General features: G+C 35.2%; 22 protein-coding genes and 3 pseudogenes. 5 read left to right on the top strand and 20 right to left on the bottom strand.

Annotated elements, in window-relative coordinates; all coding sequences use genetic code 11:
* Window positions 1-58: 58 nt before the first annotated feature.
* Window positions 59-364, top strand: a pseudogene (locus HMPREF2619_RS10900) (LacI family DNA-binding transcriptional regulator); the annotation flags it as partial.
* A gap of 155 nt (window positions 365-519) precedes the next feature.
* Here HMPREF2619_RS10900 and HMPREF2619_RS07785 read toward each other — a convergent pair.
* The 16 genes and pseudogenes from HMPREF2619_RS07785 to HMPREF2619_RS07855 form a co-directional block, all read right to left on the bottom strand.
* Window positions 520-1191, bottom strand: coding sequence for a CPBP family intramembrane glutamic endopeptidase (locus HMPREF2619_RS07785; protein ID WP_070460536.1), 672 nt, complete (start codon window positions 1189-1191; stop codon window positions 520-522).
* A gap of 393 nt (window positions 1192-1584) precedes the next feature.
* A complete protein-coding gene (locus tag HMPREF2619_RS10905) occupies window positions 1585-2556 on the bottom strand; it encodes a DUF6892 domain-containing protein (protein WP_070460538.1) in 972 nt (323 codons plus the stop codon).
* A gap of 14 nt (window positions 2557-2570) precedes the next feature.
* A complete protein-coding gene (locus HMPREF2619_RS07795; RefSeq protein WP_070460539.1) occupies window positions 2571-2957 on the bottom strand; it encodes a hypothetical protein in 387 nt (128 codons plus the stop codon).
* Window positions 2958-3087: 130 nt separating this feature from the next.
* Window positions 3088-3468, bottom strand: a complete 381-nt coding sequence (locus tag HMPREF2619_RS07800; RefSeq protein ID WP_070460542.1) for a hypothetical protein — start codon at window positions 3466-3468, stop codon at window positions 3088-3090.
* Window positions 3465-3857: a hypothetical protein gene (locus HMPREF2619_RS07805; protein ID WP_070460544.1), complete on the bottom strand. Its 393-nt coding sequence runs from the start codon at window positions 3855-3857 to the stop codon at window positions 3465-3467. The genes HMPREF2619_RS07800 and HMPREF2619_RS07805 overlap by 4 nt, the downstream gene beginning before the upstream one ends.
* Before the next feature lie 62 nt (window positions 3858-3919).
* Complete coding sequence (locus HMPREF2619_RS07810) at window positions 3920-4162, bottom strand: phosphohydrolase (protein WP_070460545.1); 243 nt, start codon at window positions 4160-4162, stop codon at window positions 3920-3922.
* A gap of 105 nt (window positions 4163-4267) precedes the next feature.
* A complete protein-coding gene (locus tag HMPREF2619_RS07815; RefSeq protein ID WP_070460547.1) occupies window positions 4268-4834 on the bottom strand; it encodes a hypothetical protein in 567 nt (188 codons plus the stop codon).
* A 182-nt stretch (window positions 4835-5016) separates the two neighbouring features.
* Entirely contained in the window at window positions 5017-5634 is a 618-nt protein-coding gene (locus HMPREF2619_RS07820) for an SAP domain-containing protein (protein WP_070460549.1), read from the bottom strand.
* Between the two features lie 85 nt (window positions 5635-5719).
* Window positions 5720-5878, bottom strand: a pseudogene (locus HMPREF2619_RS11640) (ADP-ribosylglycohydrolase family protein); the annotation flags it as partial.
* 14 nt (window positions 5879-5892) lie between these two features.
* Window positions 5893-6699, bottom strand: coding sequence for an alpha/beta hydrolase (locus HMPREF2619_RS07825; protein WP_070460551.1), 807 nt, complete (start codon window positions 6697-6699; stop codon window positions 5893-5895).
* A 146-nt stretch (window positions 6700-6845) separates the two neighbouring features.
* The gene (locus HMPREF2619_RS07830; protein WP_070460553.1) at window positions 6846-7595 is read right to left on the bottom strand and encodes a CPBP family intramembrane glutamic endopeptidase; all 750 of its coding nucleotides are present in this window, start codon (window positions 7593-7595) and stop codon (window positions 6846-6848) included.
* Window positions 7596-8016: 421 nt separating this feature from the next.
* Complete coding sequence (locus HMPREF2619_RS07835) at window positions 8017-8634, bottom strand: DNA alkylation repair protein (RefSeq protein ID WP_070460555.1); 618 nt, start codon at window positions 8632-8634, stop codon at window positions 8017-8019.
* Between the two features lie 130 nt (window positions 8635-8764).
* Window positions 8765-9643, bottom strand: a complete 879-nt coding sequence (locus HMPREF2619_RS07840) for an aminoglycoside phosphotransferase family protein (RefSeq protein ID WP_070460557.1) — start codon at window positions 9641-9643, stop codon at window positions 8765-8767.
* Window positions 9644-9749: 106 nt separating this feature from the next.
* Window positions 9750-10359 (bottom strand): annotated as a pseudogene (locus tag HMPREF2619_RS07845) (Type 1 glutamine amidotransferase-like domain-containing protein).
* Window positions 10360-10416: 57 nt separating this feature from the next.
* Window positions 10417-10845, bottom strand: a complete 429-nt coding sequence (aac(6'), locus tag HMPREF2619_RS07850) for an aminoglycoside 6'-N-acetyltransferase (RefSeq protein ID WP_070460559.1) — start codon at window positions 10843-10845, stop codon at window positions 10417-10419.
* Between the two features lie 288 nt (window positions 10846-11133).
* On the bottom strand, window positions 11134-11676 hold the full coding sequence (locus HMPREF2619_RS07855; RefSeq protein WP_070460561.1) for a GNAT family N-acetyltransferase: 543 nt from the start codon (window positions 11674-11676) through the stop codon (window positions 11134-11136).
* A gap of 336 nt (window positions 11677-12012) precedes the next feature.
* Between HMPREF2619_RS07855 and HMPREF2619_RS07865 the strand changes: the two genes are divergently transcribed.
* The 4 genes from HMPREF2619_RS07865 to HMPREF2619_RS07880 are packed head-to-tail and all read left to right on the top strand — an operon-like array spanning window position 12013 to window position 13257.
* Window positions 12013-12258: a hypothetical protein gene (locus HMPREF2619_RS07865; RefSeq protein ID WP_001813542.1), complete on the top strand. Its 246-nt coding sequence runs from the start codon at window positions 12013-12015 to the stop codon at window positions 12256-12258.
* On the top strand, window positions 12255-12590 hold the full coding sequence (locus HMPREF2619_RS07870) for a DinB/UmuC family translesion DNA polymerase (protein WP_000806926.1): 336 nt from the start codon (window positions 12255-12257) through the stop codon (window positions 12588-12590). The genes HMPREF2619_RS07865 and HMPREF2619_RS07870 overlap by 4 nt, the downstream gene beginning before the upstream one ends.
* 12 nt (window positions 12591-12602) lie before the next feature.
* Window positions 12603-12971 carry a hypothetical protein gene (locus HMPREF2619_RS07875; protein ID WP_000567222.1) on the top strand — a complete coding sequence of 123 codons (369 nt, stop codon included), beginning with the start codon at window positions 12603-12605 and terminating at the stop codon, window positions 12969-12971.
* Complete coding sequence (locus HMPREF2619_RS07880; protein WP_001072467.1) at window positions 12958-13257, top strand: DUF5960 family protein; 300 nt, start codon at window positions 12958-12960, stop codon at window positions 13255-13257. The genes HMPREF2619_RS07875 and HMPREF2619_RS07880 overlap by 14 nt, the downstream gene beginning before the upstream one ends.
* A 117-nt stretch (window positions 13258-13374) precedes the next feature.
* On the opposite strand, the gene msr(D) is transcribed toward HMPREF2619_RS07880, so the two are convergent.
* The 4 genes from msr(D) to HMPREF2619_RS07900 all read right to left on the bottom strand — a co-directional run bounded on the left by msr(D) (window position 13375) and on the right by HMPREF2619_RS07900 (window position 17823).
* Window positions 13375-14838 carry an ABC-F type ribosomal protection protein Msr(D) gene (gene msr(D), locus HMPREF2619_RS07885; RefSeq protein ID WP_000420313.1) on the bottom strand — a complete coding sequence of 488 codons (1464 nt, stop codon included), beginning with the start codon at window positions 14836-14838 and terminating at the stop codon, window positions 13375-13377.
* Window positions 14839-14957: 119 nt separating this feature from the next.
* On the bottom strand, window positions 14958-16175 hold the full coding sequence (mef(A), locus tag HMPREF2619_RS07890) for a macrolide efflux MFS transporter Mef(A) (RefSeq protein ID WP_000417519.1): 1218 nt from the start codon (window positions 16173-16175) through the stop codon (window positions 14958-14960).
* A gap of 385 nt (window positions 16176-16560) precedes the next feature.
* Window positions 16561-16731 (bottom strand): DNA recombinase, encoded by a 171-nt coding sequence (locus tag HMPREF2619_RS07895; RefSeq protein WP_070460563.1) that lies wholly within the window; start codon window positions 16729-16731, stop codon window positions 16561-16563.
* A gap of 648 nt (window positions 16732-17379) precedes the next feature.
* Window positions 17380-17823 (bottom strand): GNAT family N-acetyltransferase, encoded by a 444-nt coding sequence (locus HMPREF2619_RS07900; RefSeq protein ID WP_049514508.1) that lies wholly within the window; start codon window positions 17821-17823, stop codon window positions 17380-17382.
* Window positions 17824-17970 lie beyond the last annotated feature (147 nt).

A 17970-nucleotide genomic window follows, 5' to 3' on the forward strand; every position in this document is an offset into this window, starting at 1 on the left:
CGCTAAACTCTTCCGCAAAGTCAAAAATATCAAAAGCAGGCTTTAGAACTCCTTCCTCTTTAATGACTGCCTAAATGTATCTCACCAATTGATAAAAGATGCTCGCATAGATGATATATTAGCAACAAGTGATGAACTTACTGCGGGACTCATAAAAGGATATTAAGAAAGTGGGAACAAATGTCCCTATATTATTGGTCAGGAACATTTGTTAGTTGGACCACTGTTAAACCTCCCAACCATATACGACAAATCCTATTCATTATGAAAATTAGCTTTTAGACAAGCCTTATCTGAAACAATTAGTCAAGAGGTTTTGATCTCAGAGTTTTTATCTCAAGACAAGTATACTTTCAAAAATTAAACAAAAAACCTTAGAAACAAGGCCTTTTGTTATTCAAGTTTTTAGCAAGATTCCTTACTTTTATAAATCAAGTCATCTAGCCCACTTATGCTGATAGTAATCATTTCCTCCCTATAATGAAAATCCTTTATTAGCTAGATAACATTAAAATCTGTCTAGCTATACATCATTAGCAAAAGAATTCCTGTTGCATTTCCAAGAATATGAGAAAGTGTAGAAATCAAACAATTCCCAGACTTTTTATAAATCATTGCATAGATGATACTATCAACAAAAATCATGAAAATATCGTAGCTTACAAGCCCAACGCTTCCACTAGAAATATGGGCTATCGCGAACAATAAAGAAGATAGAATGGCACAAAGCCAAAATGGTATAATTCTCATTGACTTACCAAGAAAGAAACCTCTCCATGCAATTTCTTCCCCCAAGGCCGCGATTACTATTTGAACCATAAGGAGCGGTATTTTATCGAAGGATAACATACCATCCGTTCTTCCCAAAATATGACTAGCAAAAGCGCCCTTAAATATCATATCGCCGATAAGCAAAGTTGCTGCAGCGGTTCCTACAGGAAGCAAGACCAAAAGAATTACCCCTTGTTTTTTCAGATCATCGAAAAATGATTTAAAGCGCAAACCTGATTCTATATGTGATTTTTTATCAAAATGTTCAAGAACAAAGAAAAAGAGAATACCAATCAGTACAGTGAGACCTGATAAAGAAAGTTCAGGTATTATCTTTGTCAAAGACAATACTGCCATTAGAAACAAACCAATGATCGTAGTATATACAGACTTTTTATCTATTTTAGCAAAATCAGGCATAAATATTTCTCCTCAACGTTAGTAGGTCGACATGGTTATACATTTGTCCTGAATTGTCAAACTAAGTGCACAATTCAAAACTTAAAAAACTTTCGCCAAAAGGTTTCTAGGATTTCACGAGCAAAGTTACACACTCAACAATTCGCTGTTGTCGTTGGTAATCGAATCCAGTTTGCTGAGCTTGAACACCTTGAAAAACGGTCAAGGACATAAAAACCGAGACCATCGCAACAATAACATTTTTCAAAAACCGTTTTGTAACCATGATAAAACTCCCACATTTCTATCTAGTAATATTATAGCAGAAAAAAGCGGTTACAAACAAATAAGATCTGTTTAGATTTCGATTTTTTGTTTTATTAAATAAAACGATGGTTCCCCTGTACTAAGTTTTTACAACAACTCTACATCAATGCCAGCTTCATCAAAAACTGCTTTGACTTGTTTGAAATTGCTGCTCATGATGGTTGCTTCTTCCAAGTTCGGAAACTGTCTTAATTCTTCCACACCTACTTCATTAAGATCAAAGGTCTCATCTTCACCGTCCCACTGAGGTATCAAATTCAGATAAATTTCATTTCCTCCATCCATATAGATTTCTTGGACATGTTGGGCGTACTCCTTAGGGATTTGGAGCTTTTCAAAATGGTCTAAAGCAGGTTGAATGATCTCCATACTTTCAGTATCAATATCCAACTCGCTAAACTCTTCCGCAAAGTCAAAAATATTAAAAACAGGTTTCAAAACCTCTAAATCATACATTAAAACCTGGATAATGGCTAATTTAAAATTTATATTTTCAAAGTGAAGCACTTCTTCGTCAGTTTCTTTTAACTTGTAGCTTTCACGTTCATTTTTTATCTCTGGAAAGTAGGAAATAGAAAGTGTGTCTGTGATGGTCTCTGCAATTCCATTAAAATTAGTTCCATAAGGAGTCCATAAAATAAGGTTAAAATCCCCTACTCTATGCCTATCAGAAAAGAAATAAGGAGATTTTCCATCTGATAATACCACAGCTTGACATGGTTGCTTTGGCAATTCTTTCTCTCCCGTCATAGATTTTACAACATCGCCATAGTAGAGGAAAACTGTAGAAATCAAATGTTCCTCATCAATGTATGTTTTAGATTTTTTTAAATGATTTTTAATCGAGAAAGAATGTTCAAATACAATACCAGCATTGTCATAAATGTATTTAATAAACTTATTTTCTTTTTTGACAACCTGGTCAGGCTTCCCCAATATAGCTTCAATATCTTTCAAGGACAAAGGAAAAGATAAGCTGGTTCCGTTAATAATCATTGAATTGTTGTGGAGATTGATTTCAAGTTTTTTGTGTGTTTTTTTCTTAAAAAAATGAAACATATTACTACCTTTTCTTAAGTTTCTTCCAGATAAATTTTGACCGTTTGGTATTCCTGTTCTTTAGCATAGGCAAATACCTCTGAAGCTCTAATGTAATCAAAGATATTTTCCTCTAAATCTTCATCCCAGGTTGATTCACTAAAGATTTGATTGTCTTGACTTGCTTCATAGAAAATATCAAGGTGAACTTGATAAAACTCTTCATCTTCATTTGGAGCTTGCCTTACCAACGATAGTTGAAACAAGGGTTTATCAGATATAGCTGTAAATGTCCCTGTTTCAAACAAAATCATCTCATCCTCAATAGGCTCACGACACAAGTCTTCAAAGATTGCTACCATATCCTCTAAGGGCATCTTATCGGTGATTCTTTCTCTTAAAAATTCAAGTGATTGCTTCATATTTTTTCTCTTTCTAGATTGTTTTCGTTCTTAGAATAATCCTATTAAAAAATTGAATCCCTACATCTTTTATTATACTACATAAACAGAAAAAAAGACCGAACCAGATGGCTTTCACCCTAGTTTCAGTCTAGCTCTTTTTGATAATCGGAATAGCCACTGTAAGGACATCTATCCCCAAATTAATTCCCTGAACTTGGTAGTGATAGATTGGAACAGAGTAAATTTTTTGAACTCTTTTTTTGAGGTGACTATCTATCATTTCAAGTAAAATCCCATCTGATAAATGAGGAAATTCTGGTCCACTAAGTAAATCATCTTCGATCAAATTCAGATCCCACCCCTCATCGATAGATCTGCAGAAAAGAATCTTACCAAAATCGATACAGTATTTTAACTTTTGATTCTTTAAACCTTCGATAAAAATTTGCAGGTGATTTTCTTGAGAAAGTTGACACCGTAATTCATACCAATCATACTTGATTTCCTCACCAATATAAACCCACTTCATTTTTTACCAACCTCTTCTATCCTTATATTACTCTCTTGATTTTTATAGAGAACTAAGTCAATGACTAGATTCTTTGCACAAATACGAAAATGAACCAAGTCTTCTTCAGTCAAAACTCCACCCGCCCTATGAATCACTTCTGTAATCAGGCTACTGGACTCTAGCTTACAAATCGGGAATTCAAGAACTGGCGACCTAGAAATCTTATTAAGAGAATCAAACAAGTCTCTATCTACGATTTGGTAAAAATGACAGAAGGGAAAATTCAATTTAATCAGATGTTTCTTGCCCTCCAAAGATATCGTAGAGATCTCGTAATGACTATTCTCACTAAAAGCTGCACTAGCTTCATATTCATCTTCTGGAATAATAGATTTCCACTCTAGCATTAAATCTCTCCTACCACTGTTTTCAATCATCTCATTAATTTTCAATTTTCATCTCACATTTTTTAAAATTTTTCGTGAGTAACTTCTTCAAAATAATCATCCAGATGATGGTAGATCTGCAAATCTACTTCTGAACCATCTTGTAAAACTGCGAATACCTTCACTTTATCATCATTGACAAATACGAAATTATGTTCACCAAAATAAGATTGATAACCCTTGTCAACTAAGGTCCAAAGTTCATCTTTTTTTAAACCAAAAATATCTTTTTTTACAAGATAGGTTTTCCAGATTTCCATTTTCATGATAGATATTTCTCCTTAAGAAGCTAGATAGTGCTAGATGTTTCTCTTTACTGCTCAATCCGTCTACTAAAGCAGTGGAATACACTCACAAAGAACTTTGGTTGACTATTGAATATCTTCCATCGCTTCTTTCACATATCCTTCGACATCTTCAATCTCTACAAACATTGGTTCTAAGTGGCATAGGAAGTGCCAATCTTCGGTGTCGCGTTTTCTGTAGAGAATCGCTTCACCGTCTTCACTTCCGAAAAAGCTTCTGTCGACTTCGTACCCTTTGCTTTCTAAGAAAGCTTTTGCCTTGTGGAAGTTTGCTTCTCTGGCTTCGACATAGACTTTCACTTCATCGTTGTTAATGACATAGGCATCGACTTTTGTAGCTCCTTCAATCACTTTATCGTTTTTAACCGATAGATTCGAAATCTCTTTCCAAATAATGTCCACATTTTCTTCGGGTTCAAACGATAATCTAGATAAAGGAACAATATTTCCGTTGAAGACAATTTCCATATAATCGGGCAAGTGTTTAGGATTCACATACTCCACTTCAAACCCATCTTCGTTTTCTAGAGTATACCCCGGAATTTGAGATACAAAGGCTTTCCCTTCTTCTAAAGAATCAAACGCGACTAAATCCTTTTGATAATCACCTTGATACAATTCCAATATAACCATCGATAACCCTCCTAAGCTTTTTCGTTCTAAACATTATTATGCTACCGTCAATAGGTAATGAAACAAGTTCTCACGATGTACATCCAGTAGTCCTGCATGCATGAGGCTCCATATCTATGACCCTTTTAAAAGTACGTAGAGGCTTTCGCAACAACGTATCAGAAAGAAGAAAGAGTAGTTGCTTATTTACGATAAGCCTCTATTTTGTTTTTATATTCATTTAGAAGCTGTTTGGAATAAACTTTTTCATTCTTTGAATCTCGAACTTCCTTCCAAAGGATAGCAGCAACGGTTAACTTGTTAGCATACTGATGGCTACATTTATCCGTACAAAAGTCTTTTAAAAATTGATTCCACTGACAAGCCGAACGATCATACTTGGCGTAATCTGACTCTCCATAATAAATTTTAATCATATCCTGAATCGTAAATGTTAGATCATGATCCCTTTTTACTTTTCTCCAAGCGGTTGCCATATCCGCATTAAATTTAAAGGGACTAACCCCTGTTACCGCAGCAAAATAATCTCTAAACTTCTGGTTAAAAGAAAACCCACAGTTCAGTAATGGAGTCTCTAAAGTGATTACTTCTGATTGAGGTTTGAGACCTTTCCTCAAAGATTTCTCTATTTTATTCCCCTGAAAATATTGTTCAATTATATAAACCAATTCTTTCTTCGTCCCTCTATACTCTAATCCAAGAGACTTACAAATTTGGGAAAGTTCTTCTCGATACCAATAGTATTGGTTAAATTCTTCAAATGATTTTATCTCTTTAAAACTAGGTCTGTTTTCTACCAAACAATCACCTCCATCCTTCAAATTTACGACGGTAACGCCCCTCAGTACGTCACCTCAGCGTGTGGTCATATGCTTATATATACGATCATTTTATTACAACTTCCTTTTCCCATCGTCTGAGCACATCTTTTAAAGGCTCATCCAAATAGGTATAAACGTTGTCCTGAATCCACTCAGGAATCCCATAAGCCGCCTCTGCTATACTTCATGTGGTTGCAGTAAGAGTATCACTATCGTCGCCTAAAATGTTAGAGTCAATTAAGGCATATCAGATTCATCACACATTTCCAATGAATCATTCTTTAAAAATGGTAGCACCAAATCAAGCCACTCTTGAGGCAGGTAAGCTGACAAATAGCCATGATTGTAGCCCTTTGCTTCATACAAAATCGTATTTGGATGTAGCTGCTGAAATAATTTCGCCGATGTTTTCACACAGTTCAACTCTTTTTCACCATAAATATACAGAACCTGCGCCTTACTAGCGGAAATTGTGTCCTTCAGCTTGTAACACTCCATATAGGTTTTGTAAATGGTCACTAATGTTTTGATAGGCGTTCTTGACAAATCCTCCAAAAAATAATCTTTTATTTCCTCTGGATAAGCGAGTTTAGGATAGAGTTTGTTCATCATGCTTAACTGAAGTTTGCAAGAGAATTTACTGAACATCAGTTTACCAAATAGAGACACTAAAAAGATGCTGATTTTAGCTAACCTTGATTGAGGAATACAGAGGCTTCCGTCTATAATAGCCTTCTCAGCTATCTCGCTGTCTAAGGACAAAAGCTCCATGGCAATTTGACCACCAAGTGAAACACCACCAATCGCAAACAACTTCCCGCCACAGTGTTCTTTGATATAGTCTAGGATCTCCAAAGCAGAAGCTTCAGTAGAAACATAATCAAATTGGTACTCTTCACCGTGACCATTCAAAGTAGGTAAAATAACACGGTATTTTTCCGACAAGATTCGTGCTTGACGAAGATAGTTCCACCAAGAGCTACCACCTCCATGTATCAGTAAAATAGGAGGCAAATTCTTATCACCAAATTCGTGGAATTTCATATTTAAACTCCTTACTGTAAGACTTTCACTAGCTACATCCTTGTTTAATCAGTTTGAACAAGCAGCGATACCGCATCAAACAGAAAATTCTCTAACATTGATTATCTAATTAGCAAATCGTTACTTTCAATAATGGACTTCCTGTTCTAAAATTTAAAATATTTTTCCTTACTAATTCTATTACTAGCCAATATAGTATAAATTAAATAAGCAATAAAAATGATAATAAAAATAACATTAATTTTTAACACAAAATAGAGATTTAACAAATTTGCGAACGCATGAAATAATATACAGTAACCCACTGATTGGGTTTGACGGTAAAGAAGCCCTAAAACAAAACTTAGAAATAATGTATATATAAAAAATAAAATAAAAGGAAATCCTTGATGACTTTCTCCAACTATAAACCATAAAGGCAGATGCCAAATTCCCCAGATTGAACCTACAATCAAATTAGATTGCCAATAAGTATATTTTTTAACAAGTAATGGTTGTAATATACCTCTCCATCCTAATTCTTCATGTCCACCACCAAAAAAAATTAATTGAATAAAGAATAGTGGCATTAAATAAATTGATACTCCGTTTAATTCTAAGGAAGATACAGAGAATAGTATCAAAATTGCTAACAAATGAATAATGAAATAAATACTACTATTTTCTTTCTTACTAAATACAAAATGTTGAAATTTTATATTATTCCTTTTCAAATAAAAGCCACTTGCAATAGCTGGTCCAAGTGCACCAACTATATGTAACATTCTACCTATAATCGTTTCTAATCCAAAAATATCAGATTGTGTAAATAAGGCAAGGAGACCCCAAACTATATAAGTAATTCCAAATGTAATATAAAGATAATTTCTTAAATTCCTTTTATCAATTTCTGTCATTTTATCTCCATATCTTGATTATTTAACAAATAACATTTTTTACTGCTTCTTAGTTGCTCTCGATTATAACTACCTATATTCTATCACAAAAACACAAAAAAGCCTTACAATCAAGGCTTTTCATTATTGATTCATACCAAGCTTTCTATGCTTTTACGAGCAAAGATGCACACTCGGCGGTTCGCTGTTACCGTATCGTTTCGTCGTAAACTCCTTACTCTACGACAGCTATCCCATGGGCAGAACATCTGCTTCTACTTCGCTGATACCTCAGCTCGGACAAGCAGTGATGCTGCCTCAACATGTGGCACTAGTCAACATCTATATTTTAGAACGAAAATGATAGAGTGTTTTATAAAATTATACTATAGAATGAAAATATTTTATAGTTACCATTTTTTAACTTTATATTTTAGAATTATCATTTTATAAATTTACTTGCTAACTTGTAAACTTGTTGAACCTCTTTACTCTTAACATCCCAATTACCAAGTTCTTCTTTAATCAACTCTGGAAATTTTTTGCTAATATCCCTCAAAGCATTACCGACTGATTTTCTAACATATTCACTAGAATCTTCTTTTAATGTTGCGATTCGTTTAATAGCTTCATCTGGATTATCCTTGAAATATGGTCTACTCGTCCATATTCTCAAACCTTCTGCAACAGCTCTTCTAACATTTGGATTACTGTTTTGTAACCAGTCGTCAATAACCGGAAGAGATTTTTCATAACCTGTTTGCTTACAAAATTCATCAAATGCTTTTGCTAATACTTCTTGAACTCTCCAATTGTCATCCTTTGAAACCTCATCCCTCATGAAGATCAAAATTTCTTCATACGATGACAAATGGCCGAAGAGAAATACACTATACATTCTAACTTGATATACATTGGATTTAAAGGCTAAAAATGCTAATTCTTTAGTATACGCATTATCGTTTGATAGATAGTCAGCAAGAGCTCTTTGCTCTTCCTCTTTAAATCCATTTTCTATTAAAGAGAATTCTTTTTCTAAATTTAAAATATATTCTTTCATGTAACTTGACCCCGAAACAACATTCCAATTTTCAAGATAATTCTCGATAGGTATCGATAAAGAATTGAATTCGTTATAATATAAGCAAATAATCTTGACATTTTCTCAAATTGATATTTAAACTCTTTTATTATTCAGCCTTTTTCTCAATCAAATACCAACTAGGAATGATTTGCTTCATATCTTCATACCACTCTAGAATTTCTTTAGCTTGATGTTGCATTACTGCTATTTCTTCGATTCCGTAAGGAACAGACCATGGCAGAGCACCAACTATGTTATTTAGAATATAGATAGCGAGAAGATTCCAAAATAAATCCGGAACCTTATGATCAAAATATCCATCTATCATACCAGACGCAAAAGAGGGAGAGACTTGAGCAGACCATACAATACGATTGAATTCCTCCCAAGGATCTCCAAGATCAAATCGATCAAAGTCTATGACATAAATTTCTCCATCTTCACCAATCATGAAATTCCCGATATGATAATCTCCATGTTGGAAAACCTGAGGTCTATCTTTTAACAATTCTCGATTTGCATTTAAATAATCAATAAAAATCTGACCATTTTCATATTGAACAGGACATTCTTTGTATTTTTTGATTTTGTCATCAATTTTACGATTAAAAAAGGATTCCCAATCTTCACGAACTTCTGTAACAGGAAGAGAATGAATTTTTCGAAGGATACTTCCTGCTTCTACTCCGTAAGTGTATTGTTGTTCTTTTGAAACAGTTAAAATGGTTTCTCTTGCATCTTTCCCGTCTATCCATTCGTGTAAAGAATGCACTTCGTCATCACAGAGTTCTATGCTAATCGGTTTACACATCGGAACTCCAAGAGAAGCCACCTTCTCCATCATATCAAATTCAAATTTTTTAGAATCTAACTTATCCTTATCAGAAACACGCAAGAAATAGTTTTGCTGATTTTGATCTGTCACACAATATTTTTTATCATCTGACCAGCCTTTATTTATGGTTATCTTACTACTAAAATCCATCAAGCACTCTCCGATTCATTTCACAACACTTTTTGCAGTTTTCACTAGTAACCTATCCAGTTCGTCTACACTTTAGTTACCTAGATCAAGATTTAGATAATGGAAACTAGTCAATTTTCTCTATGATATTTCCAAGTTTATCCAATACAAGACATGAATGATCATTTAGTGGGATTACGGGAACATTAACGAGTTCTTCAGCTCTATCCTTATTAGCTTTATCATTCCATGAATCATAATGGACACTAATTAAAAACTGACTAAAGAGTCCTAATCCATTTTTTTATCTTTATCTGATGATCTGAATTATCATTAGGTGAAACATAGACTTTTTCTCCTAATAATAGGGCTCCTGCAGAAAATCCTATAACTTTCGCCCCTTTATTCAGCATACGATCGATATAATTTTTGAACTGCGGATTGACGTAAGTAGCTAAATACTTTTCCGTATTTCCACCACCGATAATAATTAGATCAGCATCTAAATAGCTATCAAAATCAATCAGCTCAGTGTCCAAAAGTAAGTAATCAGTGTTTAGATTAGGAAATTGACTTTGGAAAACTTCCGTGTACTTTTTCATATACGGTTGCCAATTTTCTCGATAAACTGTAAAAATGGCAATTCTTTCGATCTTGCTTGATGACACAATTTTATTAACAATCGTATGGTTCTTTATCGGCGGATTTCCACCCATCAAAAAAATTTGTTCGTCCAATCTTTCACGCTTTCTAAAGATACATAAAGTTTAAACAAGTTTATTCACGTTTCTAAATTATAATTTTTTCTTAAAATGAATAATTCTATTTGCCTCCTGAAATCCAATATTGAGATGAAATCTTATAGAATCCGTATTCGTTAAAGTACAGTCACTTGCAAATTCCTTACATCCTTTATTTTTCGCCCATTCCTCACATTTTGTACAGAGATTTTTAGCAATATCCTTTAAACGATATTCCTCGTCGACAATAATCCCTTCTAAGAATCCAACAGGACTATATTTACATCCTTCAACATAATCAAATCTGAGTGAACATAGTGCTAGACCTACGATTGTGTCACCTTCAACTTCAGTAAAGATTGCAGTATTTTTGCCATTCGTATATCTTTTTACTTCATCAATAGCTTCTTTATCGGTCAATTGGGGCCATAATTGTTTCATTTGTTTAGCCATTTTTATAGAATCTTTTGTTATTCCATCCATATTGATGTTCCTCCTCAAATTACAAGCAAATGTTTCGAATCACGCTGTTACTTTGTTACTCATTGGTTGATACCAATACCATCCCTTTCTACTTTTCGACTGTCTCAGATTGGAAGAGCAGATCCACATACTCAGCGGTTCGGACTTACCGTATCATTTCGTCGGTTTCCCTCCTCATTCTACGAGTCCTATGCCCAGGGCACCTTCTCAACCTTCAGTCTCACCTTGTCGCATGGGCCAAACATCTACTTCTACTTCGCTGATGACTCAGCTTGTACAAGCAGTGATTTACTTAAATGAAATCCATTCTTCTTTTGATAGACAGGTTACGTGTTCTGTACGAAGAACACCTTCCCATGCACACGGAACGTTCTCTTTTGTATGACGATAACGGAACCCGCATTTTTCCTGAACTCTCTGCGACTTTGTATTGCCGTCAAAATAACCGCACCATAATTTCTCCAGATTCAGGTCATCAAATCCATGTCTCATCATCTCACGAACTGCTTCTGGTATCAGGCCTTGACCCCAATAGGGAACTCCTATCCAGTAACCAATCTCCGCCTCAGTATCCGGAATCCCTTTATCACTTGCAGAGCCAATCATCAGTCCTATGCTACCCACTGGCTGCATCGTTTCTTTTAAAACAATGGCGTATGTCTCAGGTGCTGAAAGATAACTTTTTATAATCTCCCTACTATTTTCAACGCTTGTATGTACTGGCCAACCTGCAATCGGACCCACCTCGGGATTACTGGCATATTGAAATAAATCATTGGCGTCTTTTTCTTCCCATGGGCGAAGAATCAATCTTTCCGTTTCTAAAATCATTTTTCTCTCCTTAAATTCCAACTGTTTATACAATCATTTCAAATGAAGGATTTTTCATGATTTGACTCTTTGTATCAACGCTATACACTCCACATGTGCTGAGAGCTTTCTTCTATACTAATAGACGAAAGGGTGTGAAAATGATTTTTAAATGATACTGTGGAACGGAACAGTAGCCCTAGTATTGACTACTGTCGTTTCTATTCATATTGGCTATTCTAGGACTGAGATGAAAAAATCTATAAATGCTCAGAATAAAATTGAACCCGCAAATCTCCCCAAAACAATGGTGAGTCATGTACTTGTATTATTCCGAAAAAATACACCTCTGGTGCAGTGAGACAAATTGGTGTATCTTATAGTGGCTTCGTAGATGAAAGCTATACTCTACTATCACTCTTTGATGATGTAGAACAAATTGAAAAAGATAATAGACTTCAGACAGCTATTGATGTTGTCAGAGAACAGTTTGGTTTTTTAGCCATACAAAAAGGAACCGTCCTAACTGAAGGTTCCAGAAATATTGAACGCAGTAAACTTATCGGTGGTCATTCCGCGGGTGGATTGGAGGGATTAAAATGAAACAAGAAAAAAATACAGTACAATTTTCAGAAATCCGTAGCAAAGGATGTAATGATATTGAAATGCTTGAAAGATTTTTACATGGAATCGTTGAAACAGCAACTTCAAAACTTCGTCAGAGAAAACTCAAAACAACTGAAATATCGATACGACTAGTACATGCTAAATCTGAAAACCGATTACCATTGGAATTTACATTTAGCATTAAGCCAACAAGCTCATCTGTGATAATCTATACTGAGGTAATCAATCGCTTTAAAGAATGTTACACAGGTGGGGGAATTCAAGGTTTTACGATTCAATTTGATAAAAATACCCTTGCCTCTGCATAGAAAGGATTTGATATGATTGACCGTTCATATTTACCATTTCAATCAGCAAGAGAGTACCAGGATACAAAGATGCAAAAATGGATGGGCTTTTTCCTATCTGAACATGCATCAGCACTCTCTGATGATACAAACAAAGTAACGTACATGTCTGACTTATCACTAGAGAAGAAATTATTACTCCTCAGTCAAGTATACGCCGGGCAGCTACGCACACGCATTCAAGTGATTGAAAAAAACAAGCGTGTTTCCTACACTGGAACAATACCAAGTCTGACCAAAGATTTCATTTTGATAAAAACTACAACAGGTCACATCAATTTGAAATTAAAAGACATTATTAGTATTGAACTTGTCGAGGAGGTGCTCTATGAATCAGCTTGAGTTTCAGCGTAATCACCTACAAATGGACTATTATAGCGAGAGCTACCAAGATTTTGAACGTGACTTCTACCGCTACTCTAACATGAATATTCCATTGACCTTCCTAACTGATGATATCCTAAAAACAATGGCGACTTCACGTAAGAATTACTTTGTCCTCAATAAGGAAAAGTCCAGAGATAACCGCGATCACTTCTTCATATTTGAAGTAAGTACCGTAGATGAGAATCCGCTAATCTATCATTATACATATAAGAAAACTACAATATATTTAGCAGAAAAATAGGAGCAGTTCAATTGACTGTTCCTATTTTTAATATTCATAAAATCTAAAGTCTTTATACTCTTTAACAATGGAGTCGCCAACCAGAACAGACTATACTGACCAGCGACTACCTTAAATTTAATGTTTCAGATTTATTTTCTTATCTCTAATTTCATAAACTACATCTGCTACATTTTCGAGTAATCGTTTATCGTGGGTGATAAACACGATAGTTCCGGTGTACTCCTTCATTAGTATTTCCAAAGCCTCTAAACTTGGTATGTCAAGGAAGTTACTGGGTTCATCCATTATTAGGATGTTATATCTACCCATGAGCATTTTAGCAAGCAACAATTTTATAATTTCTCCACCGCTTAAAACAGATAAACTTTTTCCAATATCGTTCTGTTTGAACCCCATAGATGCTAGCACTGAACGAATTTCTGATATATTGTAGTCACAATCCTTCTGCATAAACTCCATAACATTCTGATTACTGTTGTACTTGTAACCATTCTGTGCAAAGTAACCTATTTTTGCCTTAGGCGAAATAGAAATTCCTTCTTCATGGTTTAAGATCATTTGGATTAAAGTTGTTTTTCCGATTCCATTACCACCAGTTAACGCCACTTTTGCTCCTAACGGAATTTGAAAAGATGCATTTTCAAACAGAGCCTTATCCCCAAATACTTTATTAATTTCTGCACCGACTATAGGGTATGGATTATGGAGCTCCAATGCTTTACTTTGCCTGAAACGAATTCTGCGAATGCCTTCCGGAGCTTCTACTTTTCCTAAGGCCGCAATCCTGTGCTCTAGGGTTTTAGCAGCATTATACATCTTTTTTTCCTTACTTCCTATTGATTTTTGATGAGCTAAACGCCCTCCGTCTTCAGTACTTTTTTTCTTTGAAGAACCTTTTGCCTTCTGTTCTATTTTACGAGCCTGTTTTCGCTTTTCCTCCGCAGCCCTTTCCAATCGGGCACGTTCCGCAATAAATTGTTCGTATTCTGCAGCTTGGCTCTTACGTTCTTCCTCTTTCTGACGAAGATAATCAGAATAGTTTCCCCAATACTCAGTGATTTTGCCATCTTTCAGTTCCCATATTTTATCTACTATTTCATCAAGAAAATAGCGGTCATGGCTAATAACTAACAGTGCACCTGTAAAATATTTTAGCTGTCCTATTAGAAAATCAATTCCTTCACGGTCTAAATGGCTCGTAGGTTCATCCGCTAAAATACCATGAACCTGTGCCGATAAGGCCTGTGCTATTTTAAGCCTTGTTTCTTCACCACCGCTCATAGTCTGTATATTTAATTGCTCAACACCTAGCTTGCCTACAAGTGCAAAATCTTTTTCCTCCTGCAGAGTTACTTCGTCCAACTGGGGAATATAGGCAAGTTCACCCAGACGATTCATTTTACATCCTGGGGGAGTTAATTCTCCTAAAAGTACCCTGAGTAAAGTGCTTTTTCCAGCACCATTTGCTCCTACTAAACCAATACGGTCATAATCATATACTTCTAATTCATTTATATCTAAAACATCGCGTCCTTTGAATTCCACACGAATGTCTTTTGCTTTTAATATTAATTCCATAACATTTCCTCCTGTCTATAATCGCATGCTTTCATTTGCTTGTATGCAGGGAAAACCCTGCGATTTTAGCAGGAAGAGTTACATGAAAATAAGATACATAAATATTCCTCCAATATTGTTTATTTTAAATCTAATTTTCTAACCTCAGTTATCATTTGGCAAACTATAGCAATGCCAATAATTAAAATACCTGATAGTAAAAACCAATGATTTACACCGATTTTATCAGCAAAGAATCCAGAAAGAATTAACCCAATTGGCATAGCAAGTGACATGATACTTCCGATCAAAGAAAATACACGTCCTAAATATTCAGGCTTAATTTTCTCCTGAAAAAGAGCTGTTTGCACACCGCTATAAAATGGCACCGAAAGCCCCATTATTGCACAGCAAACTACGAATATTACAAATCCATTTGGAGGAAGTATTCCCGAAACGGCTAAACTGGTCCCCATTATAAAAAATGAACTTGTTATTAGTAATACATGCTTTTCGAAGCCCCCTAATCTTCCTAATAATAAGCCTCCTGCTAGCATCCCAAATGCAAAGGAAATTTCCGTAATAGAAATATGCACAGGCGTTCCATTAAAGTGTTCCATGCTTATTAAAGGAAATAGTGCATTGATTGGCATATAAACAAAAGTATATAGTGTTCCTAAGAGTAATAAGGCAAACAATCCTTTGTTTTGTCTCAGAACCACAACTCCTTCTTTCATCTCCCTTATGAAATTTGGTTCTAAACTTTGCACTTGATTACCCAGCTTAGGTATACGTACAATTGCTACCGTAATAGATGCAATCACAGCACCCAATACGTCGATGGCAATAATAGCATTTAAATCCCAAACGGAGTATAAGAGTGCTGCAACTGCCGGACTAACAATATAGCTTATAGACTGCAAAGACTGACTATAGCCTGCGCATTTCGTTAGCTGTTCTTCTGGTACTAAAAGTGGTGTAACCGCATTGAGTGCTGGGGTATGAAAAGCTGTTCCAATGCTACGGATAAACAATACTATCATAATCATCCAGACAGGTAGCTCCATACAGAATGCAACAATAGCAAGCACTGCACCAGCTGCTGCGATAATTAAATCGGCACCAATCATTATCTTCTTCCTATCATGACGATCCACTAGCACACCAATGGCAGGTCCCAAAATCGCATAGGGTAAAAAACCTACTAATGAAGCCATAGACAAGACCATCGCAGATCCTGTTTTTTCTGTAAGGTAAAAAATAATCGCCATTTGCAGGATGGCACTAGTGATTAATGATACTGCTTGCCCTGCCCATATTGCATAAAATTTTCGTTTCCAATTGTTGTATTTTTCCATTTATATTATCTCCTGCATATTATTTTGCTTGAATTTCTATTTTGAATAGCATTCTAGGCAATAAAAAATGCAGGCCAAACCCCACAATGTGGCTTTTGGTCTGCATACATACAATTTGGAAACATTCATATTAAAGACATAGTTAAATAAAGGTATAGTTAAATAACCAATATCCTCACCGTAACTAATGAATGCTCAATATCGTATAAATAAGCACAACAAAAAAGCCTATCATCGGGTATAGATTCTGCTTTTTTTATTGCCAGCTTATCTTAAACGCATTGAGGCTGTCATAGTTTCGGTTCCTCCTACATCTTTGTTTATATCAATTTATAGTATAACACAACAAGATGATATGTTCAATATAAAAGTTATGGAATGAGACTCATACTTCCAATTCGATGCCAGATTTAAAGGATATGACGAAGTTTTCTTCATAGACTGTAACGCTCTGGATTATCTTCCTTAGTAGCAAGCGATTAGCTTTCACAAAATCTTCTGTTTGTAGTTTTAAAAATTCTTCAGGATTTTCTAACTCAACCTCAAAATATTTCATTTTACATTCCCTCATTTCATTTATTGATAAATTGAGTTTGCAAAAAAGAGTGGACAATTTTTGTCTACTCTTAACCTTTAAAATAGTTTTTTTTAATCGATTTGAAGTTGCCTAAATTATTACTTATTCGGTAAAATGAAGTATTGCTTTCAACAGATTTCCTTCAACTACACTTCACTTGATTCAAACAAGGTGGGTACATTTCTATTCCCACAAACTCCTTGTCAATGGAAACAAACACGTACCCACAGGGTAAATGGAAATAGAAACTGATAATTTCTAGCTATCACTTCTACTCATTCCAAAAATTTTCTCACTCTGATACTTACCCACCATAAAGCAAAAAGCCTTGCAATCAAGGCTTTCATTATCCCTTTCGTTCAAAGGTTTCTAAGCTTTTACGAGCAGAGCGACACACTCAGCGGTTCGCTATCTCCGTTCTGTCTGCGTGCTAGCACTTGTCAATCACGGACAGCTATCGCATGGGCGGAAGTAAATGCTAATCTTCGTCGTTTTACTCCTTGACTAGCAAACTTACCGCCTCAACATGCGCAGTCATTGGAAACATATCCACATCCTTAGCATTTCCCGTCTTCGAAATAAGTAAGTGTCTTAAACAGTTTAATATTCAGTTAGACAAACTGGGATTTAGAAAGATCTCCGCAAATAAACCATGTCTACCAACTGAATGCCACCTTCATATATTGGATGGTCATAATTGTCTGTAAAGAAGTTCGGGGCGATATGTGATCGCACAAACCCACACTTTTCATAAAACGGAATCGTCATTGGACTATCGCCCGTTCCTACCTGCAGAGTAGAATACTCTTCTCTGTATTTCGTGATAATAAAATCAATCATGGCTTTCGCGTAACCTTTGCCTTGATATTCCGGCACTGTCGCAATATTCTTAATTTCAAGTACGCCATTTCCCACATCGATTACAACACACTCACATTTAATACCATTATCATCAAGTACATACATTTTACCCTTATCAATATAACGGTCTATCATATCCTCCTGCTCATCTGCCAATAATAGCAACTCAATATAATTTTTCCTGTTTTCCATAACCTCTAGTATTTCCATCAACAACCCACTTCTTAAAATATTTATTGTTATTATTGTTTCGCAAATAATTTATAAACTCGATTTTAGCATCCCACGGGTTCAATGATTTGTAATCAAATCCAATGATTTCAAAGCTGTCATCAAAAATTGTTTATAGTGATTAGC

Source organism: Streptococcus sp. HMSC074B11 (assembly GCF_001808705.1).
Classification (GTDB): domain Bacteria; phylum Bacillota; class Bacilli; order Lactobacillales; family Streptococcaceae; genus Streptococcus.